We start from the raw sequence: 23,370 nt of genomic DNA on the forward strand, positions 1-23,370 counted from the left end.
CTTGAGCTTAACCTGCACGATGATAAGGGTGATTATGGTTAATACTCATAGCACGGTAGAGTTGTTCAATCAGCATCACGCGAACCATCGGGTGAGGTAAGGTCAGTTTGGATAAAGACCAATGCCAAGCAGCTGCTTTACGTACTGCTTCAGAGTGACCGTCAGGTCCACCAATTGCCAGTACAATATCATTGCCCTCAAGCATCCATCCTTTCATGGTTTCTGCCAGTTTTTCGGTGCTAAACTCACGACCACCGACTTCTAAAGCAATCAGCACTTCGTTTCCTTTCATTGCATTTAAAATGCTATCACCTTCAATTTGACGGTATTTTAAAATATCTGCTTCTGAATCATTTTTACCGCGCTTTGCCATTGGCAGTTCAATAATCTGCGTTTGCACAAAAGGTTGAATACGTTTGAAATAATCTTCAAAACCAGTCAGTACCCATGCAGGCATTTTTTGACCAATGGTCAGAATACGGATTTTCATAATGGGTCATGTATAAGGAGACGATTCATTATAACGGTGAAAGCAAGGCTTTGCAGTGAGACGAAACAAAATGCAATTGAATTCACTGAACTAATGTTGCTTAATTCAACAGATGAGAGGAATAAGAAATACTTGGAATAATAACAATGTGGCTCAAAACTTTAAAAAAACAGGCTTTTTTGTTGATTGTTGTACTGGGTACTTTCACAGGGCAGGTATTTGCAAGCAACGTCAAAATGGCTGATGAACAAAACCTACAAGTTTATTTGGAGCAAGTGATTGGTCAGGGCAAAGCACGTAACTATAAAAACCTTGATGAACTGAATCGTGTCTCTGCATGGATCAAAGAACAAATGCGCTTATTGGGCGTCCCATGTCACTATCAAAATTTTACTGCCAATCAGCAAATCTACCGAAATATAGTGTGTAGTTTAAACGTCGGACGGGCAGACCGCGTGATTGTTGGGGCGCATTATGACGTCTTTGGCGATCAGGATGGCGCAGATGACAATGCCTCTGGCGTTGCTGGTGTGATTGAAACGGCGCGTATTTTGGCAGAGCAAAAGTCTAAATTGCCCAACAATGTGGACTTTGTGTTCTATAGTTTAGAAGAACCACCGTTTTCTAAAACTGAACAAATGGGCAGTTATGTGCATGCGAAATCGGTTCAGTCACAAAAAGATAAGATTAAAGGTGTGTATATTTTAGAAATGATCGGATTCTTTAGCGAACAACCCATCCAAAGCTATCCTGTGGGCTTAAAGTGGATTTATCCAAGCCATGGTAATTTTATTGCGACAGTGAGTAATGTCAGTTCGCGTGATTTAGGCGCAGGCTATTGTACAGCGATGCAGCAACTTGATCAGTTGGAATGTCAGCGTTTGGTTGCTCCAAGCTTTGCTAATACTTTTGATTTTTCAGATCATTTGAATTATTGGGAGTTTGATATCCCCGCAGTGATGATTACCGATACCGCATTTTATCGAAATGGTCACTATCATACCAAATCAGACCGCTTAGCAACGTTGAATTTGACCAAAATGGCAAATGTGATCGATGGGCTGGTACAGCATTTATTGAAACCTTAATGTATTTTGAGCAATAAAAAACGCAGTTCCCAAGTAGCGAGAACTGCGATAAAAGGTCATCCGTCTGGAGAATCAGATGACCATGCAATTTCAAATCATCAATAAAAAGAAACATACAGCGCGTATCTGTTCTTATTATTTATATCGGGCTTTTTATCGATTTTTCAAGTCTGAGTCATGATAGAGGAAAAGGTTTAATACAAAAATTCAAACCAGCTAAGCGAAAATTTGGGTTTCATTCGTTTTATGTCATGGAATGTAGGCCAATCATATTGCCTTCGCTATCAAAGGCCAGCACAATAAAACCATATTCACCAATGGCAGTTTTTGCTTCATGAATTTTTCCACCAGACTCAACAAGCCAGCTCGCTTCATTCGCACAATCATCACATGAAAAATAGATTAAGGTACTGTTTCCTCCTGCGGATAGGCCTGGCATTTTCACCAGTGCACCTGAAGCGCCATAGGCTTGCATGTCTGAGGGGAAAGCCCACATTTGCAGTGAATTATCATCCGCTGGTGGTGTTAATTCGGTTAATTGAATATTAAAAACAGATTCATAAAATTGTTTGGCACGAGATAAGTCATCCACATAAATTTCAAACCAGCCAATCGGGTTTTTCATTTTAGTTGTCCTACATCTATCCCTTGATCAAATTATTGTAGGAAATAAAAGCATAAAGATGTGTGGTGTTATCTACAGTAAATTGTAATAAAAAAGAGAGCCGAAGCTCTCTCTTTTTACGATGCGGAATTAGTGACGTGCAGCTTTTTTGCCTTCATCGACCGCTTTCACAATGGGTGCTTTGACCAAAGGCTCAGGCATAGATGTCAACGCTAGTGGTAAAATCTCATCAATCGATTTCACCGCTTTAATCTCTAGACCTTCTTTAACATTGTCAGGGATTTCAGATAAATCACGGACGTTGTCTTGAGGAATGAAGACCAGCTTAATTCCACCACGGTGTGCAGCCAGAAGTTTCTCTTTCAAGCCACCAATGCGCATTGCACGACCACCGAGACTGGTTTCACCTGTCATAGCAATATCTGGACGAATTGGGATGCCTGTGAAAGCAGAAACCAATGCAGTTGTTAACGCTAAACCTGCAGAAGGGCCATCTTTTGGTGTTGCACCTTCTGGTAAGTGGACGTGAACATCTGTTTCTTCAAAGCGTGTCGACTCGATGCCTAATTCATCTGCACGTGTACGCACGACGGTCATGGCTGCGGTAATCGATTCTTTCATCACATCACCGAGCGAGCCTGTGGTAATGAATTTACCTTTACCTTTAACCGCTGCAACTTCAATGGTCAACAACTCACCACCGACTGAAGTCCACGCCAAACCGTTCACGCGACCGACTTGAGCTTCATCTTCCGCCATACCAAAGTCAAACTTATGTGGACCTAAGTAGTCTGGAAGATTGGCCGAAGTCACATCAACTTGCAGGTTTTTCGCTTTCTTGCTGACCGCTTCTTTTACAACTTTACGGGCAATTTTAGAGACTTCACGCTCTAAGCTACGCACACCGGCTTCACGTGTATAACGTTGTACGATGTCACGAATCGCTTCTTCATGAACAGTCAATTCTTTCGCACGTAGACCATTGTTCTTCATTGCTTTCGGAACAAGGTAACGCTCAGCAATATTGACTTTTTCATCTTCGGTATAACCTGGTAGACGAATCACTTCCATACGGTCAAGCAATGCTTCTGGAATATTCATGCTGTTGGCAGTACAGATGAACATCACTTCAGACAGGTCCAGATCAAGATCTAAATAGTGATCGTTAAACTTGCTGTTCTGTGATGGATCGAGTACTTCAAGCAATGCAGAAGCAGGGTCGCCACGGTAGTCTTGTGCCATCTTGTCAATTTCGTCGAGCAAGAACAAAGGGTTCTTCACGCCAACTTTCGTTAAAGACTGCACAATTTTACCCGGCATCGCACCGATATAGGTACGACGGTGACCACGGATTTCCGCTTCGTCACGTACGCCACCAAGTGCCATACGTACAAACTCACGACCTGTCGCTTTCGCAACCGATTCACCCAGTGAAGTTTTACCTACACCTGGAGGGCCAACCAAACAAAGGATTGGGCCTTTGAGTTTTTTCACGCGAGATTGAACTGCGAGATATTCCACAATACGATCTTTCACGTCATCTAAGCCGTAATGATCTGCATCGAGAATTTCTTGCGCTTTGCTTAAGTTAATGCTGACTTTGCTGGCTTTATTCCAAGGCGTATCTAAGATAGCCTCGATATAATTGCGCACCACAGCCGCCTCACTAGACGCAGGTTGCATTGCTTTGAGTTTACGGAATTCGCTTTCAGCTTTTTTACGCACATGTTCAGGCAAATCAGCTTCGGCAAGACGTTTTTCAATTTCAGCCACGTCATCTTCCGCGCCGCCATTCATGTCAGAAAGCTCCCGCTGAATGACCTTCATCTTTTCATTGAGGAAGTATTCGCGTTGATTTTTCTCCATTTGACGCTTCACTGAGTCATGTAAAGTTTGCTCAATCTGTTGTTCTTCAGATTGTTGCAATAAATACGTCATCAGTTCTTGTAGATGGGCTTCAAACTCATCGTGTTCGAGGAATTTCTGCTTTACATCAATATTCAGTGGAACACGGGTCGCTACGAAGAATAACAATTGCAGTAAATCGTCAATCTTGTTCGCAGCAGCAATCAGTTCACGTGCATTACGCAGCTTTGCTTCAGCATATTGAGCAAACAGGGCACGTAATTCTTGTACACGTGTTTCTTGCGTGGTTTCGTCAATGTGGACTGACATTGGGCTAAGCGCATGTTCTGCGGTTAGATAATCATTTTCATCAATGATTTTTTCTAGCTTTGAACGATGCAAGCCTTCAATTAATACTTTTATACAGTTTTCATCATTTTCATGATTCACAACTTGCACAATCTTCGCGACAGTACCGTATTGATATAAGTTGTCGTGATCAATTTCTTCTGAAAGAGAATCTTTTTGAGCAACTACAAATACTAGATTGTCACTGTTACGAGCCACATCAACTGCATTGATCGATTTTTCACGACCTACAAATAGCGCGATTTGCATGTGTGGATACACCACCACATCACGTAACGCTAAAAGTGGTAATACACTTGGAACCTGAGGCTCTAAGGTTTCTTGATTCATAATAATTTCAGACATGGGCACTCCTAATGAGTGACAACGGTGTTGCCATGTTTTTTATAGTGATGGGTATTTTAAAAAATACAAGGGCAGGTCAAAATAAATTGTATAAAAAATGACTAAACATGTGATTTTTAAGTATTCTCAACAGTCAAAAAAGTCAATTTTAGCGCTTGAAGCGTAAATGCTGTTGAGGGGTAAGCAGTCCATCTAAAGGCTGATCCCATGTTTCTCGAATCAAGCGCTGTGGCACTAGCTGAAAGTGATGAGCCAAACCAAGGCGAAACGGATGGTGATAGGGCGCAGAAGCTAAGGTTTTGTCATAAAAACCACCGCCCATGCCAATGCGTGTGCCATAAGAGTCACAAGCCAATAAGGGCATGAGTAGCAGGTCTAAATGTGAAACGTGCTGACCACGTGTTGCCATAGGCTCTTGCATACCCAGCGGATGGTGTGAAAAGCGTTTATTTTGAAATTGATTGCGTGAAATTTTGACCCACACCAAGCGCTGATTCATATTGCAAATCATTGGTAAATACACTGCTTTTTTTTGATGAAAACAATATTCAATGATTTTACGGGTCTGAATTTCCCCAAAAGCATGTAGGTAGATCCCGACGCGAGTGGCATGTTTGAATTCAGGCACACGTCTTAGGCGCTGTAAAATTTGCAGTTCGGACTGCTGCTGTTGATAGGCGGAAACTTGTCTGCGTTGTTTGCGAAGCTGTTTTCTGAATTGGGCAAGTTCAATCGACATGGTGAACGCAGTCCTGAGTATCGAAAAGATGAGTGTGAAAGTGATCGCCAAATTAAAAGGCAGGTTTTATTTATAGTGTAGTCGTTGAACCTTTTTTCAGTTCTTGCAAAATTGGGCAGCAACTGTCTGTGGTGGTTTTACATTCAACCACCCAACTTGAAAGGCGTTGTTTTAAAGCATTCAGTTCTTGAATCCGTTGATCAATTTTTTCCAGTCGTTGCTGAATCACATCACGGACTTTTTCTCGGTCATCCAGTTGTAAATGCAATAGATCTTGAATTTCGCTGAGCTGTAAGCCCGCATCTTTGCCCTTTTGAATAAAGCTTAAAGTTTCAATATCTTGCTGACTATAGTAGCGATAGTTTTGCGTGGTTTCAGGAATGCGCATCAGACCAATCCGTTGATAATAACGAATCGTTTCCACATTCACCTGACAGTGTTTTGCCAGCTTGCCGATAGTGAGCATAAAATAATCTCCAAAAGGCTTGACTCAGTACCTAGGTACAGACTTTATGCTAACACAATCAAAAAATAAAAGGTGAGTCAGAATGAGTGAGCAACACAAAACGTCTTGCTGTTCCAAACAGAAATTAGCGCCGATGGTGGTGAATATCGATCCTGTCTGTGGGATGACGGTCGCAGAGGACTCTCCTCATGTGTATGAGCATCAATCAGTTCGTTATTTGTTTTGTTGCTCAGGCTGTTTAAAGAAATTTTCGGCCAATCCAGAGGCTTACTTAACATCAGAAAAAGCGCCCAGTGTTTGTTGTAGTCAATCCAAAACAGATATAACTGATACATCTTCTCAAGCTAAAGATGAGACTATAGTTGCAGAAGCAAAGCCAGTGTTAGGTTCAGAGAAGACCACATTTATTGATCCAGTATGCGGTATGACCGTAACAGATTTAACTAAACCGCACACCGAGTGGCAGGGGCGGAACTACTATTTTTGCAGTGAAAAATGTTTGCAAAAGTTTATTGCAACTCCAGAGGCTTATATAAAGTCTGAACCTTCAGCCTCTGTAGTTAAAGCCTCAGGTTGTTGTGGTTCGACCTTGAAAGTGGTGGAGAAAAAAGCATCCTGTTGTGAGCCTAAGTCTCAAACAGAAGCAGATAGCAAAGCCAGTTGCTGTGCACCCAAGCCGAAAGTAGAAGCTGCCAAAAGTAGCTGCTGTGGTGGTGGGAAACATCAACATGAACACAGTACTCAATCGGCGTCAGCTGAGTTTATTGACCCGGTGTGTGGCATGTCAGTTGACCCAAATACAGAGTTAAAAACTGATTATCAGCAACAGACTTATTATTTCTGTAATCCTTCGTGCTTAGATAAGTTTAAGGCTGACCCTGAGTTTTATCTGATTCCACCCGATCAGCGTCCTGTGCCTGAAGGGGCTGCGGATATGGACTATACCTGTCCGATGGACCCTGAAATTGTACAAAAGGGACCGGGGACGTGTCCGATTTGTGGTATGGCACTCGAGCCGATGCAACCAACTTTAGATGATGCACCAAATCCAGAGTTGGTAGATTTTAGCCATCGCTTTTGGATGACCTTGCCGCTGACTTTGATTGTGTTTGTACTGGCGATGGGTTCACATATTCACAGTTTTATTTCACCGCATATTCAGCCGTGGATTGAGCTGGTTCTCGCGACCCCTGTGGTGCTGTGGGCAGGTAAACCGTTTATTGAGCGTTGCTGGACCTCATATAAAACCCGTAACTTAAATATGTGGAGCCTCATTGGTGTCGGGGTCTTGGCAGCCTATATTTATAGTGTGGTGGCAACGATTTTCCCAAGTGTGATTCCAATGGAAGCCAAAACAGGGCATGGCGTTGCAGTGTATTTTGAAGCGGCTTGTATGATCGTGTCTTTAAGTTTACTTGGGCAAATCATGGAGCTGAAAGCGCGTGCCAAGACCGCAGACTCACTCAAAGCTTTACTCAAACTGCAAGCTAACACGGCCAAGTTGGTTCAAAACGATCAAGTGGTTGAAGTTGATATTGGCATGGTCAAACAAGGCGATATTTTACAAATTTCGTCGGGTGAGCAGATTCCACTAGATGGTGTGGTGGTGGAAGGCAAAACCTATGTCGATGAAGCCATGATGACAGGTGAACCTGTACCTGTGAAAAAACAAGTGCATGACACGGTGATCGGCGGTACGGTCAATCAACAAGGCAGTATCCGTATTCAAACCACGGCGGTCGGGGCGAATACCACTTTGGCGAAAATGATTCAGACGGTGGCAGAAGCACAGCGTTCTAAAGCACCGTTACAACGTTTGGCCGATGTCTTTGCCAAGTATTTTGTCATCATTGTACTATTGATTAGTGTGTTGACCTTTGTTGCATGGATGGTGTTTGGTGGTGCGCAATTCGACTTGGCATTGATGTGTGCTGTGGCAGTGCTGATTATTGCCTGCCCATGTGCGTTGGGTTTGGCGACGCCAATGTCAGTGATGGCCACCACAGGTCGTGCGGCACAAAAAGGGGTACTGTTTAAGGATGCAGAGGCGATTGAAGCTTTAAGTAAAGTGAATACGCTGATTGTCGATAAAACAGGGACTCTGACAGAAGGTAAACCAAGCCTTAAAGAAATTCAGTTGCTCAGCCCAAATGTGGAACAAGCACAAGTGGAACAGTGGATTGCCTCGATTGAGCAATATTCGAGTCATCCGATTGCTCAAACTCTGACTCAAATTGTACCTGCACAACAGTTGCTAAAAGTTGCAGACTTTGAAGATGTGACTGGCTTTGGTGTCAAAGGGCAGATTGGCGAGCAAACCTTCTATATTGGTAGCCAAAAGCTGCTAGAGCAACTCGGCATCACTTTAGATGATACTTTGCAAAGCCAGTTGAATCAGCAGCGTGAGACTGGGAATGTGATCAGTTTCTTAAGCAATAGCCAAGAAGTGCTGGCTTATATTGCTATTCACGATGCGATTAAGGCCAATGCCCAGCAAGTCATTCAACAGCTGATTGATGATGGTATTGAAGTGGTCATGGCAACAGGTGACCACGAACAAAATGCCCAGTTGGTGGCTAAGGAATTGGGTATTCAACAAGTCTATGGCAACTGTACGCCAACTGAAAAACTGGAGATCGTGAAGAAATATCAGGCTCAAGGTAAAATTGTCGCGATGGCGGGAGATGGCATTAACGATGCACCAGCCTTAGCACAAGCCAATGTCGGGATTGCTATGGGGAACGGAACTGATATTGCTAAACAAACCGCGCAAGTCACCTTGGTTAAAGGTGATATTCGTGGTGCAGCTGATGCCCTGCATATGGCGAAACTGGGTGTTCGTAATATGAAACAGAACCTTGCTTTTTCCTTTGTGTATAACGGCTTAGGCGTACCTGTCGCAGCGGGAATTTTCTATCCATTGACGGGATTATTACTCACCCCGATGTTCGCTGCGGTGGCGATGTCACTGAGCTCACTGTCCGTGGTCTTAAATGCTCTACGTCTACAGAAGAGTAAATAAGCGTTTTTAGATTTTTACAGTCTCTTTTGTAAGTTGAGTTTTAAAAAGCATCTTTTCAACAAAGGTGCTTTTTTTATGATGATTCGTGATGGAATGAAGCGCAGCGCGAATAAGCATTGATTTTTCAAGCCTCTTTTCTTGATTCAACTTGATTTAAAGAGCCTTGATCAGGTTCGAGCGAGTAAGGTTGTAATAGATGCAAAATAGATGTATTTGGGTAAGAGGTAGAGTTTTAATGAGCGTCATCTCGTGAGACATTTTGAAATTATATAAAACAGTAACTTATAAAATAGGGGGAACTGCCGTACTATAAGCGGGATGGAGTAAAGGCAGGATTCAGGGTGAATTTAAAAAATCTAGAAGAATTTTATTGGGTTGTTACTTTAAATATTTTAAATAAGGCTCCCAAAAAATAACACACGACTCAGCCTGCCGTTTCACAAAAAATCACCTCTCTTGAAAATGATTTAGGTTTTAAAGTTCTCGATCGCAGCTTTAGACAGCTTAAGCCAACCCATAAAGGCGTGACCCTGTTTAAATATGCTGAAAAGTTTATGCGTTTGGAAACCGATTTGGTGGCTGAGCTGACTGAAAACCAGCATCTAACAGGAACAATTCGTTTAGGTGTTTCTGAGACGATCGTTTATACGTGGTTGGTTGAATATATCGAAAAAGTACAAAAAGAGTTTCCTAAAGTTTCTGTGGAAATTGTGGTGGATTTAACCCCAAATTTGCAAGAAGGTGTGCGTACCGGGGATTTGGACATGGCCTTTTTGCTGGGCCCCACTTTGGCTTTTGAGTGTGTAGAGCAGGCACTGTGCGACTTTGAACTGAGTTTCTTGGCAGCGCCATCTTTTAAAGGTGGTGTGGGTCAAATGTCGTTTAAGGCATTAATGTCTCATACCATTTTAACCTATCCGAAAATTACCTATCCCTATAAAGAGCTCAAGGCCAAAATGAAAGAGCAGGCACTAGACGAGCCGCTTTCAATTACCAGTTATTCGCTTGCGACCTTATTGCGTCTTGCGGAGCAAGGTTTGGGGATCGCCGTTGTGCCGACCTTAACGGCCTTAAAGGAAATTACCGATGGTCGCTTGGAAATTTTAAATACCCCGATCCAGCTCAAAACCTTTCATTTCACCTCGATTTATATGCAAGGCAATGATGCTGCCTTGAAAGAGAAATTAACCGATGTCGCAGTCACTGTTTCTGAAAGCGCAATGAAAAGACTGCTTGAGAAAATTAAAAAATAATTGAGGCGCACGTAGCTTTTTGACAAGCGATGTTTCTTTATCTCAATACGTAATTTGTTTGAAAAACTATAAAAGCAGCTTATCGTGCGTGATAAGTAAAATTTATCATTAGACTTTTAATAAATAAAAAATAATAAAATACAATTATTTAGTTTTAATAATAGAAATAGAAAGTCGTATTGTTCATCGCGCTTGCCTATGTTCTTATTTCCAATAGAAGATTTGATCCGCCATGGCTTTGGTTGGGCAACAGGGAATCTTTGTCAGTTAAAGGGATTTAAGAACAGAATTTGTAAGCAAAATGATGTTCTTGGTTCAACTTGAAAATAGCGTTATTAAGCTCAAATGGACGAGGAACGCATTAAATATGTCTTTATTAAAATCTTCTTTTTTATCAGATCGCCAATGGGCCATTGTTGCTTCAATCTTCATGATGGCAACTTCCGCAATGGGACCTGGTTTTCTAACTCAAACCGCGGTCTTTACTGTGAAATTAGGTGCAGCGTTTGGCTTTGCCATTCTCGTGTCTATTTTGATTGATTATGTAGTTCAGCAAAATATTTGGCGTGTCGTAACGCTGACGCAAATGCGTGCCTCGGATATTGCCAATAAAGCCTTGCCGGGCAGTGGTTACTTACTGGCTTTTCTGGTCATTTTGGGTGGCTTCTTCTTCAGTATTGGTAATATTGCAGGCGCGGCTTTAGGTCTCAATGCCTTATTTGGGTTAGACACCAAATGGGGCGGCATTTTAAGTGGTGCTTTGGCCATTTTAATTTTTGCTTCAAGAAAAGCCACGCTGGCCATGGATAAAAGCATGATCGTTTTGGGGTTGCTCAAAATCATCTTGATTATCATTGTTGCTGTCATTGTGATGCCACCTGTGGGCCAAGCTGTTCATCAAACGTTTGCACCCGACCAGATTGATTTTGCCATCATCACCACGATTGTTGGTGGAACGGTCGGCGGCTATATCTGCTATGCAGGCGCCCATCGTTTACTGGATAAAGGCGCGGTTGGCCCTGAAAATATTGATGAAGTCGCAAGAGCTGCAACCAAAGGTATTGTGGTTGTGGGCATCATGCGTTATGTGCTGTTTTTAGCTTTCTTGGGTGTAGTGGTCAGTGGTGCAAGCATTGATTTAGCTAGCCATGATGCCAATCCAGCAGCGCAAGCTTTTCAATATGCCGCAGGGACTTTTGGTTATAAATTATTTGGTCTGATTTTCTGGGCAGCAGGGATCAGTAGCACCATTGGCGCCGCTTATACTTCGGTTTCATTCTTTACTGCATTTAAGAAAAACCTCAGTCCTAAACAAACCAATTACACCACCATTACATTTATCGCTTTAGCGTTATTGTTGTATGTGGTACTGGGTGCAACTCCTGCTGGATTGTTGATTTTTGTTGGTGGTTTTAATGGCTTGGTACTGCCAATTGGTTTAACGATTTTTGTTTATGTAGCTGCTTGCCGTAAAGATATGATGGGGAATTATAACTATCCAAAATGGTTACTTATTTTGGGTGTACTCACATGTATGTTGACATGGTGGATGGGCTATATGTCCTTTACCACAGTCTTTAATTATTTAACCAAACTTTAAGCCAGACGACGGTGAAGTGATAAAGGAATTGAGCCATGTATGTAGATTTAAATAGTGACTTAGGTGAAAGTTTTGGTTCATGGAAAATGGGCAATGATGACCAAATTCTACCCGTGGTGACAAGTGCCAACATTGCGTGTGGCTTTCATGCAGGAGATCCGCTGGGGATTTTAAAGACACTGCGGAAGGCTGTTGAATTAAATGTCACGATTGGCGCGCATGTATCTTATCCAGACCTCGTCGGTTTTGGTCGCCGTAATATGGATGTGTCACGTGATGAGCTGATTGCCGATGTGCTGTATCAAATTTCTGCACTGGATGGTCTAGCTAAAGTGGCTGGTTCTCAAGTGCAATATGTGAAACCACATGGTGCACTGTATAACACCATTGCACACGACCACGCTCAAGCCGCTGCGGTGATTGATGCTATCAAGATGTATAACCCAGAACTGGTTTTGGTGGCACTGGCAGGTTCCCACTTGGTTGAGCAAGCACGTGCAGCAGGCTTAAAGGTTGTATCTGAGGCATTTGCAGACCGTGCTTATAACAGTGATGGCTCATTGGTTTCACGACGTTTGGATGGGGCTGTTTTACATGATTCGGCCTTTGTGGCACGCCGTGTAGTGTCTATGTTGAAAAATGGCGGCGTTGAGTCGATTGATGGTGTATTTACCCCGATTCAAGCGGACACGATTTGCTTACATGGTGACACCGCAGGTGCCTTAGAGATGTCGGCTGCGATTAAAGCTGAACTGTTAAATCATCATATTGAAATTCGCCCCTTTGTCTTAAAGCATGAGGAAGTACGCAATGTATAAGGATATCCGAGTCGACTCAGAACAGCTTGAAGCCGCTTTAGCGGCACGTTTAAAAATTCGTGCCGGTTTTGACAAACCAACGGCAGGTATGGCTGCGGGCATGACGCAGGTCAATATGATTTCGGTGCCTAAAGATTGGGCTTATGATTTTCTACTGTATGCACATCGCAATCCGCAAAGCTGTCCTGTTTTAGATGTGCTAGAGGAAGGTGTTTATGCCACAAGACTGGCAGAGAACTCAGATATACGCACCGACTTTCCACGTTATCGCATCTGGAAAGAGGGTGAAATGGTCGATGAAGTAATGGATGCGAGTGACATTTATCATGCGCATCCTGACTTGGTAACGTTTCTAATTGGCTGTAGTTTCTCTTTTGAAACAGCACTGCAAGAGGCGGGCATTGAAGTTCGTCATATCCATGATCAGACCAATGTACCGATGTATTTGAGCAATATTCAATGTCAGCCTGCGGGTCGTATTTCGGGCAATATGGTGGTTTCTATGCGCCCAATTCTATCCCATCAAATCACGGATGCCGTCAAAATTACAGCACGGATGCCAAGTGTGCATGGAGCGCCCGTGCATATTGGACATCCTGAAGGTTTAGGCATTCGTGATGTGAATCAGCCAGACTTTGGTGATGCTTCACGTATTGAGGCTGGGGAAATTCCAGTGTTTTGGGCTTGTGGTGTAACCCCACAAGCAGCGGTGATGAACTCAAAAATCCCTTTTGCCATTAGCCATGCACCCGGTCATATGTTCATTACTGACATTCCTGATCGTGCATGGATAGGTTAAGCGGCACGAAAGAACAATTAAAAGGATAGGCATATGCGTTTTTTATCGGTAAACGCGGATTGTTTTCTTATAGAGCTTGCCAGCCTAGAGGAAACATTGGCGTTGTACAATAAATTGCACACGATGCAATTGAATGGAATTAAAGACTTAGTCCCTGCTGCAAAAACGATTTTGGTTTTTTTTAATGAAATCGAAACCACCTTTAAAACACTGGTTGCTTCGATTCAGACTGTAAAAATCGGTTCAGGCGTTGAGCGTAATGTCCAAGAGCTGATTATTCCTATTTGCTATACGGGCGAAGATCTTGCTCAAGTTGCAGAGTTACAAGGGCTTTCAATAGCTGATGTTATCTTGAAGCATCGTCAAAGTGTTTGGAATGTGGCTTTTATTGGCTTTGCGCCGGGCTTTGCTTATATGAGCAGTCCCGATCGACCTTTTACAGATATTCCTCGTTTAGCCGTACCACGTAAAAAAATACCGTCGGGTTCTTTGGGACTGGCAGGACAATATTAGGGGATTTACCCGAAAGATAGTCCGGGAGGCTGGCAGCTGATCGGTACGACTGTTGAAAAAATGTGGGATTTGGAACGTAAAAATCCAGCGTTACTGTTACCGGGGATGACGGTACATTTTGAAGATGCCACACATCAACCGACCACGGTTAGCGTAGCACAGCAAGTCACTCGTACAGTTGAGCCCAAACAATCCATGCCTTTGTTTACGGTAACTGCACCGAGTCTACAGATGTTGATCCAAGATGAAGGGCGTTTAAACCAGACCAAGATTGGGGTTGGTGTTGCAGGGGCGATGGATGTATCAGCGATGCACAGTGCAAATCGAATTGTCGGTAACCCAACTCCGACGCCTGTGATTGAAGTTTTAAATGGTGGTTTGAAAGCCAAAATGCATCAGTCCGCAGTCATTGCGGTTACGGGAGCGATTTCAAATATCCACGTGAAATTTAGTGATGGACAAAAGACTGACTTTGGCAGTTATCAAGCGATTGCTCTTGATGAAGGTGATGAATTTCAGATTCAAGCACCGACGGCAGGGCTGAGAAATTATCTGGCGATTCGTGGTGGTATCGATGTGCAGTCTGTGCTGAATAGTGCCTCATTTGATAGTTTGGCCATATTGGGGCCAGAACCTCTAAAAATGGGGGATACGGTTTATCAAGGACAGGTTGAAGTTTCAAATATCAGTAATACTGAAATTGCGAAGTTAAACTTGCCCAAAGTCGGCGATGTGGTAGAGCTCGACATTGTGATGGGACCGCGAACGGATTGGTTCGAAACAGAGAGCATTGAGCGCTTATGTCAGCAAGCTTGGTTTGTGACTAATGAAAGTAATCGGGTTGGACTGAGACTTTCAGGTGAACAGCCGTTGCAACGCAAAATTACTCATGAGTTGGAAAGTGAAGGAACTTGTATTGGTGCCTTGCAGATTCCGCCAAACGGTCAACCTGTACTGTTTATGAATGACCATCCTTTAACTGGTGGCTACCCCGTTATTGCGGCTGTGGCGAAGCACCATTGGGACTTGGTGGCACAGATTCCAGCAGATTGCCAAATCAAATTTAAAAAAATGACCGAATTTACAGATTTTGAGAATGAATGATGACTACTGAAAAATTATTAATTGCAAACCGTGGTGAAATTGCCGTTCGTATTATTCATGCTTGCCGTGATATGGGTATTTCATCGGTTGCTTTATATGCTGATGACGATATGGACAGTATGCATGTCGAACTGGCGGATGAAGCATGGGGTTTGGCGGGTGCAACTGCACGTGAAACTTATTTGAATATTCCAGCCATTCTTGAGGTTGCTAAAAAATCCAAAGCGACCATGGTTCATCCGGGTTATGGCTTTTTATCTGAACGTGCTGAATTTGCACAGGCCGTAATTGATGCAGGCTTAAAGTGGGTAGGGCCATCGCCAAGCGCCATTGAAAAATTGTGTGATAAAATTGAAGCACGTAAGATAGCTGCTTCAGTGGGTGCACCTTTAGTTCAAGGTACACAAGACCCCTTAAATAATGCTGATGAAGCCCTCGAGTTTGCAAAGCAGTTTGGTTTACCTATTGCGATTAAAGCCGCGTTTGGCGGTGGTGGTCGCGGTTTAAAAGTCGTTTGGAAACTGGAAGATGTAAAAGAGCTATATGATTCGGCTGTACGTGAAGCGCAAGCTGCCTTTGGCCGCGGTGAGTGTTTTGTTGAACAATACTTAGATCAACCTCGCCATGTCGAAGCGCAAGTGATTGCCGATCAACATGGCAATGTAGTGGTTTTAGGTACACGTGATTGTTCTTTACAGCGTCGTAATCAGAAGTTGGTTGAAGAAGCCCCAGCGCCTTTTATCAGCGATGCAATTTATGAAGAAATTTTAACTTCAGCCAAAAATATCTGTCAGGCAGCCAACTATGTCGGTGCGGGTACCGTTGAATATTTGCTGAGCCGTGATGGAAAGCTTTCATTTTTAGAGGTTAATACCCGCTTGCAGGTGGAACATCCTGTCACGGAAGAAACGGCCAAAGTCGATTTGGTGGTTGAGCAAATTCGCGTGGCCCAGGGTGATGAACTTTCACTCAAAGAAACCCCGCAAGTGCAGGGGCATGCCATTGAGTTTCGTATCAATGCTGAAGACCCTGCTCGTGGCTTCATTCCTGCATTTGGTGTATTAAGTTTATTTGAAGCCCCGTTTGGTCAGGGCGTACGCGTAGACACAGGTGTTCGTACAGGCTCGTTGGTGTCGAGTCATTTTGATTCGCTCATGGCAAAACTGATTATCACAGGCCCAACCCGTGAAATTACGATCGCTCGGGCTAAACGTGCGCTGAAGCAATTTAAAATTGAAGGGGTTGCATCAGTTTTAGACTTTCACCGTGCTGTATTAAATGAAGCTGATTTTACCGACACATTTAATGTTCATACTCGTTGGATTGAAAATGATTTTAAACAGGACTTAAAGCCAACGAGACGCAGTATTCCGAATCATCAACAGCCGATGTTACTCAGCTATATTGAAATTGATGGGAAATTACATCGTTTAGGCTTACCTGCGGGTATGTTTGCACAAAACCCTACAATTACATCTCATGACCAACCAGCTACAGAAACAGCAGTGAGTGCTGAACACTTACTTGCACCAATCAATGGCGTGATTAGCGCTTGGAAAGTAGAAAACGGGGAGCAGGTAGTAGAGGGGCAAGTGGTTGCGATTATGGAGGCCATGAAAATGGAAGTCCCTGTACTTGCACATCAAAGCGGAATGATTCGATTGACAGCTTTGCAAGGCACAACTTGTCACGCAGAGCATATTATTGGATCGATTTGCTAAAAAAAAATCATTTGAATGAACCTGATGCAGTATCTAGCTAAGTCAGGTTTTTGTTTGGAAATTCTTAAAAATTGAGTGCTGGTTAGCTTTGTCTTATGGATAAATGAAGTAGAAAAATGACTTGATAAAGATTCAATAGCCAAAAAAGCTTTATTTTAAGAGATAGAAATATTCAATAATCATTTTGTTTGGTAGCTGGAAGACAAGATGGAAACGATAAACTTGAAAAATAAAAATGAAAGAGTATTAACGATGTATGTAATTATTATTTTTAACTAAATAAAGTACTCCGAAGATGCCGCTGCATGTGTCGTTACCCTGAACCCGATGAGTTCAAGGTGGACGCGACGTATACTTGCTGGGTTTCCCACATGAAAGTGGGCATACACTCTAAATATACAGAACACATCCATAAGTTTAAGTATCGGCAGGGGAATAGACCCGCTGGCGAACACCTCAGAGTTGCCTTAAGTATAACGAATATCACACTGATGGCAACTCATACACCGCTACGAACTGTAAACAACTGGAGTAAGTGTTGATACTTTATTCAATTAAGTCGAGTTTAAACAAGTTCAGCAACGTCATCGATAATATTTGCCAGTAATCGTTCTGCGTGCGCATACTCTTGTAGTGTTTTATTCATCGACAACACTTCTTGCATTAATTCTAGTGCCACCATAATGATAATTTTACTGGGTTCTACACGCGGTGCTTTACGACGGAATTCATCATATTTATCATTTAAAAGCAGAGCTGCACGTTCAAGGTCAGCTTTTTCTTTTTCCGTTGTGACTAAACGAAAACTATGACCTAAGACACGTAATTCAACTGTAATTGGTTCGCTCATGATTAAACTTCCTCGCCAGCTTCAGTAGGGTGGGCAAGTTGTTGAATTTCTTGCGCGTGATGATCTTGCTCTGTACCTAAAATAGCCAAACGTTGGATGATGGCTTCGACTTTAGCTTTGGCATGCTCATTTTTTTGTAACAATCTTTCACGTTCTTGCTGAAGTGCTTGGATTTCTTGCTGAGCTTGGCGCTGATCATTGTTCATTTTTTCTTTAATTGCACGTAATTCATTACGTTCAGCCAAGATTTCCTGAAAACTATTTTTTAAATCCGTACAACTTTTTTCCAAACGACTATATCGATCGGCTAAAGCAGTCGCATCGGTGTTCAAGTGTTGATATTGGGTCTGAGCGCTGCTTAATTGCTCAGTTAAATCATCAATTTGTTCTTGTTTCTGGGTAATTAAGCCATTTTTTTGCACAACTTGAGAACGATGCTGTTCTTCAGCATCCAGTTTAGCTGCATTTAAAGTGCTATTTTCACTTTCAAAATGAGCAAGTCGCGTTTTTAAAACGCCAATATGCGCCTGTAGACGCTGTAATTCTTCTAACATATCGTGGTCGCACAGTGCTGCAAACAAAGGTAATATATAAGAAGTATAGAGATTGGATAAACGAATGCAAGACGATATTTCAGGTTGGTCAGAATGGCAGCCAAATTTTTCTAAAATTGAAGAGATTTCTAGCCCAAGTGAGTTACATGGTTTACTCACAGGTATCATTTGTGTAACTCAGGCACCGAGCCGTGAAGAGTGGCAACACATCCTAACGACTCTGGAAATTCCAGAGTTAAGCGAAGAAGCTTTGGCTTTGTTAGCCAATGAAGCAGAAGATGTCGCACATGCACTTTCTGACGATGAGTTGGACTATTTACCGTTACTTCCCGATGACACCCATACGCTGGCAGACCGTGTCCAAGCTTTGGCGGATTGGTGCGCAGGTGTAGTGCTGGGCTTTGGTTTGGCGTCTGGTCATATTCGCCCAGATGAAATGGAACTGATCGAACATTTACAAGATGTCGCGGCAGTTGAGTTTGAAGAAACCGATGATGATGAAGAGGGGGAAGAGAGCTATCAAGAGTTATACGAGTTTGTACGTTTAATTCCTGTGAGCTTATCTGTAGGCCGCAAAAAGATTGCGGTAGAGGAAAGTTCTCTGCTTAAACACTTTCATAACAAGCAACAAATCGATCGCTCTGTAACAGAAGCGAACAATGTTGTAGAAATGTTTACGCCGCATCGCCCAAGCTGATTGGCATAAGACTTGCTGCGCGTACATGATAGGGTGCGCGTGGCAACTTTATTCTTTGGTATAAAAAAGACAGATCAAACATGAAACTAACGCAAGTGGATTTTCAGGAACGCCGTGACCGTTTGGCTGCACAAATGGGTCCGAACAGTATTGCCATTATTGCAACCAGTCCAGTGGCGATGCGTAATCGTGATGCAGACTATAAATACCGTACCGATAGCAGCTTCTTTTATCTAACTGGTTTTGCTGAGCCCGAAGCCGTGGCAGTCATTGAAACCTTTGCCGAAGACGATGAAGACGGTTACAGCTACAGTTTGTTCTGCCGTGAGCGTGACCGCGAGATGGAAATCTGGAATGGTTACCGCGCAGGTGTGGATGGGGCGGTAGAAGACTATGAAGCTGACGAAGCGTATGCGATAGATTTGTTAGATGAAGAAATCATTGAAAAACTCTTAAGCAAAGAAAAACTATTCTATCGTATTGGGCAACAGCCTGAATTTGATGCGCGTGTAGCAAAATGGATCACGACTGCCAATGGTGAGTCACGTCGTGGGACTGCTGCACCTGCACAAGTGATACAGCTAGACCGTATTTTAGATGAAATGCGTTTGTTTAAGTCAGAACAAGAAATTGCATTGATGCAAACAGCTTCAGATATTTCCGCACAAGCGCATACTCGTGCTATGCAAGCCGTTAAGCTGGGTATGATGGAATATGCTCTAGAAGCTGAGCTTAATTATGTATTTGGTCAAAATGGCTGCGTGCCGTCGTATAACAGCATTGTCGGTGGTGGTGAAAACGCCTGCATTTTGCACTATGTAGAGAATAACAAAGAGCTAAAAGATGGTGATTTGGTGCTGATCGATGCTGCGTGTGAATATGAATATTATGCTTCAGACATCACCCGTACTTTCCCCGTCAATGGAAAGTTCAGCCCTGAGCAAAAAGCTCTTTATAATGTAGTCCTCGATGCACAACTTGCCGCAATTGACGCAGTGCGTGTAGGGAACTCATATAAAGAACCACATAATGTTGCTGTGCGCATTTTAGTCCAAGGTCTACTTGATCTGGGTATTATGCAAGGTGATATTGAAGAGATTATCCAAAAGGAAAGTTTCCGTCAGTTTTATATGCATGGTACAGGACACTGGTTGGGTATGGACGTGCATGATGTTGGTTCATATAAGCAAGATGGTGTGTGGCGTGCCTATGAAGAAGGCATGGTGGTGACGGTTGAACCAGGCTTGTACATTGCGCCTGATGATGAAACGGTCGATGCGAAATGGCATGGTATTGGTATTCGTATTGAAGATGACATTGTAGTAACCAAAAATGGTCCACTTAATTTGACTGCGAAAGTGGTGAAGTCGGTAGACGAAATTGAAGCGTTAATGGCACGATAAATATAATTTACTGTATAAAAGCCGATCTGATGATCGGCTTTTATTTTCTATAAGATGTTTATCTTAAATAGGCTGAATTGTTAGCCTTAAAATCAGCATTAATTCGATGAATAATCGATTTTATTATACTGTTATTTATGTCGAAAAATTGATCGTTTAAAATACAATCTTTGAAAATTCAGTTATTAATATCTAGTTTATCTCTACTCAAATCTCTAATAATCTCACCCCGAAAGGTAATATTTATTTACCCAGTTTGAGTTAAATAATAGATTTTTAGAAAATGTAAATATAGGAATAATATATTTAAAATCAATAATATATTTTGTTTTAGGTAATCTTTTGGTACTAATTATCCCCTAAATTTCATTGGACTCCAAATGTTCCAGAATGAATCTTAAATGCTCATGATCTTCTATGATTTGAACTGCATATTTTATTTTGATTAAGCATTCCTAAAATTAACAAAATATCCGTTATATGAAAGATCTGGTTTATGGGCTTGATGGTATTCATAGCCAACTTTAACTTGGCAGCACCAAGGATTAAATAGCTTTTATGCAAAAAAAGATTAAAAAATTATATCTTAAGTATGGATAAATTATAAAAAATGAATATAATGCCCACCTTCTGTATATTTTGTCTCTTTATTATTTATTAGTGTGACTTATGTCACAATGGCGGGTTGGTGTGAATAAAATTTATAAAGTAATTTGGAACGCTTCAATCGGTGCATGGGTTGCCGTTTCTGAGTTAGCAACAGCGAAAGGGCATTCGTCAACTCGTAGTAAAGCGGTTGTAAGCTCTAGTACTGAATTAACAATAGTGAAAACAAAAAAAACGATTAATTTAAGTCTATTAGCTGCAGCTTTACTTGCACTTTCACCACAACTGTATGCGGTGGAAGTTGGAAGTGGCAATGATGGAGCCGTGAATTATGGTTCTATTGCTATTTCAGATCCAAATTGTGGTACGGCTAGTACCAGTTTACCAAAATCTATTGCAATCGGCTGTTCTGCTAGTGTTTCAGGTGGAACAGGAACCGTTGGTGGTATTGCCATCGGTGAAAACTCACGTGTCATCAATGATGGTATTGCGATTGGCCGTAATGCAAATGCAAATAGTGGTGATGATAAAGGTGGTGTTGCCATTGGTAATGACACTTGGGCGTGGGCGCATAGTGTTGCTATTGGCACAGGGGCAATTGCCGATCAAGCGCAAACAGATGTGGATAATGCATCAGTTGCAATTGGTGCAAAAGCCAATTCAGGCAATTCCGACGGTGGTGTTGCAATCGGTATTGCTTCTAAAATTGGAGATAATACTGGAGATACTGTCGCGATTGGCCGTAAGGCATCTGTTGAAGGTGGTGCTGAGAAAAGTTTAGCCTTGGGCTCAAACTCTTCTATTGCTGCCAATGCAAAAGAATCAACAGCTTTAGGCTTTGGTTCAAGAGTAGAAAAAAGTAATGGTATTGCTATTGGTAATTCCTCTAGAGTAACAAAAACGAATGCTGTCGCAATTGGTTCAAAATCAAATACAGATACCGATGCAACAAAAGAAACAGAAGCAACGATTGATGGCATAAAATTTGGTTCATTTGCTGGTGCTGCAAGTCAGGCGGGTGATCAAGTGTCTTTAGGTTCTGCTGGAGCTGAACGTCAACTTAAAAATGTTGCGGCTGGTCATATTAGTGCCACAAGTACCGATGGTATTAATGGTAGCCAACTTTACAGAACCAATGTGGTATTGGGTAATGTTGCAAATAGCGCTGCAGATATTATTGGTGGTGGCGTTACTGTAGGTGATAATGGCAAGTTAACTGGGCCATTTAATGTCGCTGGTAATGACTATACTTCTATCGCAGAGGCAATTGAAAAAAATGCTGGAGCTGGTACAAAGACTAGCGTTGTGGAAGGCGACAACATCACGGTTACCGATGTCACCAATGCTGATGGTAGCAAAGAATACAAAGTTGCGACGAAGAAAGACGTTAAATTTGACTCAGTCACGCTTGGTGATACGCTTATTAACAATGCTGGTTTAAGCATCAAAGATGGTCCAAGCATTACGGCTCAGGGTATTGATGCGGGCAAGAAGAAAATCACTAATGTGGCGGATGGCGATATCAGCGCGTCTTCGAAAGACGCCATCAATGGCAGCCAATTAAACAGCACCAATCAAAATGTGACTAATTTGACCCAGACTGTGACCAAACAGGGTGAGCAAATTACTAGCAATACGGGTGATATTGCCAACTTGCAAAACCAAACTTGGAAGATCCAGGTGAATGGTGATGCTGCAAGTGCAGTAAAAGCCTCAGATACTGTTCAATTCTTGGATGGTGAAAACATTGAGATTAAGCGTGAAGCGAATAACCTGACCGTTGCAACGAAGAAAGATGTCAGCTTTGATTCTGTTAAGCTTGGCGATACGCTCATTAACAATGCTGGCTTAAGCATCAAAGACGGTCCAAGCATTACGGCTCAGGGCATTGATGCAGGTAAAAAGAAAATCACCAATGTTGCCAATGGTGATATTAAGAGTACATCACAAGATGCAGTGAATGGCAGCCAGCTTCACCATACTGCAAACAGCATTAAAAACAGTATTGGTGGTAATACATCACTAAATGCTGATGGTGGTGTAACGACTTCAAATGTGGGTAATACGGGCAAGAACACCATTCATGATGCGATTGATTCAGTCAATAAAGCTGCAGCGGCGGCTAAAACGACTGTGGTTGAAGGCGACAACATCACGATTACAGATGTCACTAATGCTGATGGCAGCAAAGAATATAAAGTTGCGACGAAGAAAGACGTTAAATTCGATTCAGTCACGCTTGGCGATACGCTCATTAACAATGCTGGCTTAAGCATCAAAGACGGTCCAAGCATTACGGCTCAGGGCATTGATGCAGGTAAAAAGAAAATCACCAATGTTGCCAATGGTGATATTAAGAGTACATCACAAGATGCAGTGAATGGCAGCCAGCTTCACCATACTGCAAACAGCATTAAAAACAGTATTGGTGGTAATACATCACTAAATGCTGATGGTGGTGTA

The 23,370-nt window shown here is 42.4% G+C and carries 14 protein-coding genes, 1 other RNA gene and 5 pseudogenes; 12 read left to right on the top strand and 8 right to left on the bottom strand.

The window, feature by feature from the left end:
* Window positions 1-7 precede the first annotated feature (7 nt).
* Window positions 8-490, bottom strand: coding sequence for a 23S rRNA (pseudouridine(1915)-N(3))-methyltransferase RlmH (gene rlmH / locus WH214_RS09130; protein WP_004980899.1), 483 nt, complete (start codon window positions 488-490; stop codon window positions 8-10).
* A gap of 146 nt (window positions 491-636) precedes the next feature.
* On the opposite strand from rlmH, the gene WH214_RS09135 reads away from it, so the two are divergent.
* Window positions 637-1,578: a M28 family peptidase gene (locus WH214_RS09135; protein WP_339421308.1), complete on the top strand. Its 942-nt coding sequence runs from the start codon at window positions 637-639 to the stop codon at window positions 1,576-1,578.
* 244 nt (window positions 1,579-1,822) lie between these two features.
* On the opposite strand, the gene WH214_RS09140 is transcribed toward WH214_RS09135, so the two are convergent.
* The 4 genes from WH214_RS09140 to WH214_RS09155 form a co-directional block, all read right to left on the bottom strand.
* Entirely contained in the window at window positions 1,823-2,203 is a 381-nt protein-coding gene (locus WH214_RS09140; RefSeq protein WP_339421306.1) for a VOC family protein, read from the bottom strand.
* Window positions 2,204-2,332: 129 nt separating this feature from the next.
* Window positions 2,333-4,762 carry an endopeptidase La gene (lon, locus tag WH214_RS09145; RefSeq protein WP_148826423.1) on the bottom strand — a complete coding sequence of 810 codons (2,430 nt, stop codon included), beginning with the start codon at window positions 4,760-4,762 and terminating at the stop codon, window positions 2,333-2,335.
* A 148-nt stretch (window positions 4,763-4,910) separates the two neighbouring features.
* A complete protein-coding gene (locus WH214_RS09150) occupies window positions 4,911-5,501 on the bottom strand; it encodes a 5-formyltetrahydrofolate cyclo-ligase (RefSeq protein ID WP_339421303.1) in 591 nt (196 codons plus the stop codon).
* A gap of 70 nt (window positions 5,502-5,571) precedes the next feature.
* A complete protein-coding gene (locus WH214_RS09155) occupies window positions 5,572-5,967 on the bottom strand; it encodes a MerR family transcriptional regulator (RefSeq protein ID WP_339421301.1) in 396 nt (131 codons plus the stop codon).
* Between the two features lie 82 nt (window positions 5,968-6,049).
* Here WH214_RS09155 and WH214_RS09160 point away from each other — a divergent pair, with 82 nt between their 5' ends.
* The 7 genes and pseudogenes from WH214_RS09160 (at window position 6,050) to WH214_RS09190 (ending at window position 16,797) form a co-directional block, all read left to right on the top strand.
* Window positions 6,050-8,989 (top strand): heavy metal translocating P-type ATPase, encoded by a 2,940-nt coding sequence (locus WH214_RS09160; RefSeq protein WP_339421299.1) that lies wholly within the window; start codon window positions 6,050-6,052, stop codon window positions 8,987-8,989.
* 341 nt (window positions 8,990-9,330) lie between these two features.
* A pseudogene (gene mumR / locus WH214_RS09165) lies at window positions 9,331-10,242 on the top strand (LysR family transcriptional regulator MumR).
* A gap of 345 nt (window positions 10,243-10,587) precedes the next feature.
* Window positions 10,588-11,842 (top strand): annotated as a pseudogene (locus WH214_RS09170) (NRAMP family divalent metal transporter).
* Between the two features lie 35 nt (window positions 11,843-11,877).
* On the top strand, window positions 11,878-12,660 hold the full coding sequence (locus tag WH214_RS09175) for a LamB/YcsF family protein (protein ID WP_339421296.1): 783 nt from the start codon (window positions 11,878-11,880) through the stop codon (window positions 12,658-12,660).
* On the top strand, window positions 12,653-13,459 hold the full coding sequence (locus tag WH214_RS09180; protein WP_339421294.1) for a putative hydro-lyase: 807 nt from the start codon (window positions 12,653-12,655) through the stop codon (window positions 13,457-13,459). The genes WH214_RS09175 and WH214_RS09180 overlap by 8 nt, the downstream gene beginning before the upstream one ends.
* Before the next feature lie 33 nt (window positions 13,460-13,492).
* A pseudogene (locus WH214_RS09185) lies at window positions 13,493-15,076 on the top strand (5-oxoprolinase/urea amidolyase family protein).
* A complete protein-coding gene (locus tag WH214_RS09190) occupies window positions 15,076-16,797 on the top strand; it encodes an acetyl/propionyl/methylcrotonyl-CoA carboxylase subunit alpha (RefSeq protein WP_339993235.1) in 1,722 nt (573 codons plus the stop codon). Before WH214_RS09185 ends, WH214_RS09190 begins: the two are co-directional and overlap by 1 nt.
* Before the next feature lie 282 nt (window positions 16,798-17,079).
* Here WH214_RS09190 and ssrS read toward each other — a convergent pair.
* The 3 genes from ssrS to WH214_RS09205 all read right to left on the bottom strand — a co-directional run bounded on the left by ssrS (window position 17,080) and on the right by WH214_RS09205 (window position 18,201).
* A non-coding RNA gene (gene ssrS, locus WH214_RS09195) (6S RNA) lies at window positions 17,080-17,263 on the bottom strand.
* Window positions 17,264-17,362: 99 nt separating this feature from the next.
* Entirely contained in the window at window positions 17,363-17,647 is a 285-nt protein-coding gene (locus WH214_RS09200) for a cell division protein ZapA (RefSeq protein WP_004694243.1), read from the bottom strand.
* Window positions 17,648-17,649: 2 nt separating this feature from the next.
* Window positions 17,650-18,201 carry a hypothetical protein gene (locus WH214_RS09205; protein WP_339993224.1) on the bottom strand — a complete coding sequence of 184 codons (552 nt, stop codon included), beginning with the start codon at window positions 18,199-18,201 and terminating at the stop codon, window positions 17,650-17,652.
* 64 nt (window positions 18,202-18,265) lie between these two features.
* On the opposite strand from WH214_RS09205, the gene WH214_RS09210 reads away from it, so the two are divergent.
* The 4 genes and pseudogenes from WH214_RS09210 to WH214_RS16970 form a co-directional block, all read left to right on the top strand.
* Window positions 18,266-18,898, top strand: coding sequence for a UPF0149 family protein (locus WH214_RS09210; protein ID WP_339421290.1), 633 nt, complete (start codon window positions 18,266-18,268; stop codon window positions 18,896-18,898).
* An 80-nt stretch (window positions 18,899-18,978) separates the two neighbouring features.
* Window positions 18,979-20,301, top strand: coding sequence for a Xaa-Pro aminopeptidase (gene pepP / locus WH214_RS09215; RefSeq protein ID WP_339421288.1), 1,323 nt, complete (start codon window positions 18,979-18,981; stop codon window positions 20,299-20,301).
* A 669-nt stretch (window positions 20,302-20,970) separates the two neighbouring features.
* Window positions 20,971-22,512, top strand: a pseudogene (locus WH214_RS16965) (ESPR-type extended signal peptide-containing protein); the annotation flags it as partial.
* A gap of 249 nt (window positions 22,513-22,761) precedes the next feature.
* Window positions 22,762-23,370, top strand: a pseudogene (locus WH214_RS16970) (YadA-like family protein); the annotation flags it as partial.

The sequence above is a fragment of the Acinetobacter sp. MYb191 genome (genome assembly GCF_037572605.1).
GTDB lineage: Bacteria > Pseudomonadota > Gammaproteobacteria > Pseudomonadales > Moraxellaceae > Acinetobacter > Acinetobacter johnsonii.

What these genes read in the sequence shown, in the direction of transcription:
- WH214_RS09180 (WP_339421294.1), top strand. Translation starts at nt 12,653, where the DNA reads ATGTATAAGGATATCCGAGTCGACTCAGAACAGCTTGAAGCCGCTTTA.
- WH214_RS09210 (WP_339421290.1), top strand. Translation starts at nt 18,266, where the DNA reads ATGCAAGACGATATTTCAGGTTGGTCAGAATGGCAGCCAAATTTTTCT.
- WH214_RS09150 (WP_339421303.1), bottom strand. Translation starts at nt 5,501, where the DNA reads ATGTCGATTGAACTTGCCCAATTCAGAAAACAGCTTCGCAAACAACGC.
- WH214_RS09160 (WP_339421299.1), top strand. Translation starts at nt 6,050, where the DNA reads ATGAGTGAGCAACACAAAACGTCTTGCTGTTCCAAACAGAAATTAGCG.
- WH214_RS09200 (WP_004694243.1), bottom strand. Translation starts at nt 17,647, where the DNA reads ATGAGCGAACCAATTACAGTTGAATTACGTGTCTTAGGTCATAGTTTT.
- WH214_RS09135 (WP_339421308.1), top strand. Translation starts at nt 637, where the DNA reads ATGTGGCTCAAAACTTTAAAAAAACAGGCTTTTTTGTTGATTGTTGTA.
- pepP (WP_339421288.1), top strand. Translation starts at nt 18,979, where the DNA reads ATGAAACTAACGCAAGTGGATTTTCAGGAACGCCGTGACCGTTTGGCT.
- rlmH (WP_004980899.1), bottom strand. Translation starts at nt 490, where the DNA reads ATGAAAATCCGTATTCTGACCATTGGTCAAAAAATGCCTGCATGGGTA.
- WH214_RS09175 (WP_339421296.1), top strand. Translation starts at nt 11,878, where the DNA reads ATGTATGTAGATTTAAATAGTGACTTAGGTGAAAGTTTTGGTTCATGG.
- WH214_RS09140 (WP_339421306.1), bottom strand. Translation starts at nt 2,203, where the DNA reads ATGAAAAACCCGATTGGCTGGTTTGAAATTTATGTGGATGACTTATCT.
- WH214_RS09205 (WP_339993224.1), bottom strand. Translation starts at nt 18,201, where the DNA reads ATGTTAGAAGAATTACAGCGTCTACAGGCGCATATTGGCGTTTTAAAA.
- WH214_RS09155 (WP_339421301.1), bottom strand. Translation starts at nt 5,967, where the DNA reads ATGCTCACTATCGGCAAGCTGGCAAAACACTGTCAGGTGAATGTGGAA.
- WH214_RS09190 (WP_339993235.1), top strand. Translation starts at nt 15,076, where the DNA reads ATGACTACTGAAAAATTATTAATTGCAAACCGTGGTGAAATTGCCGTT.
- lon (WP_148826423.1), bottom strand. Translation starts at nt 4,762, where the DNA reads ATGTCTGAAATTATTATGAATCAAGAAACCTTAGAGCCTCAGGTTCCA.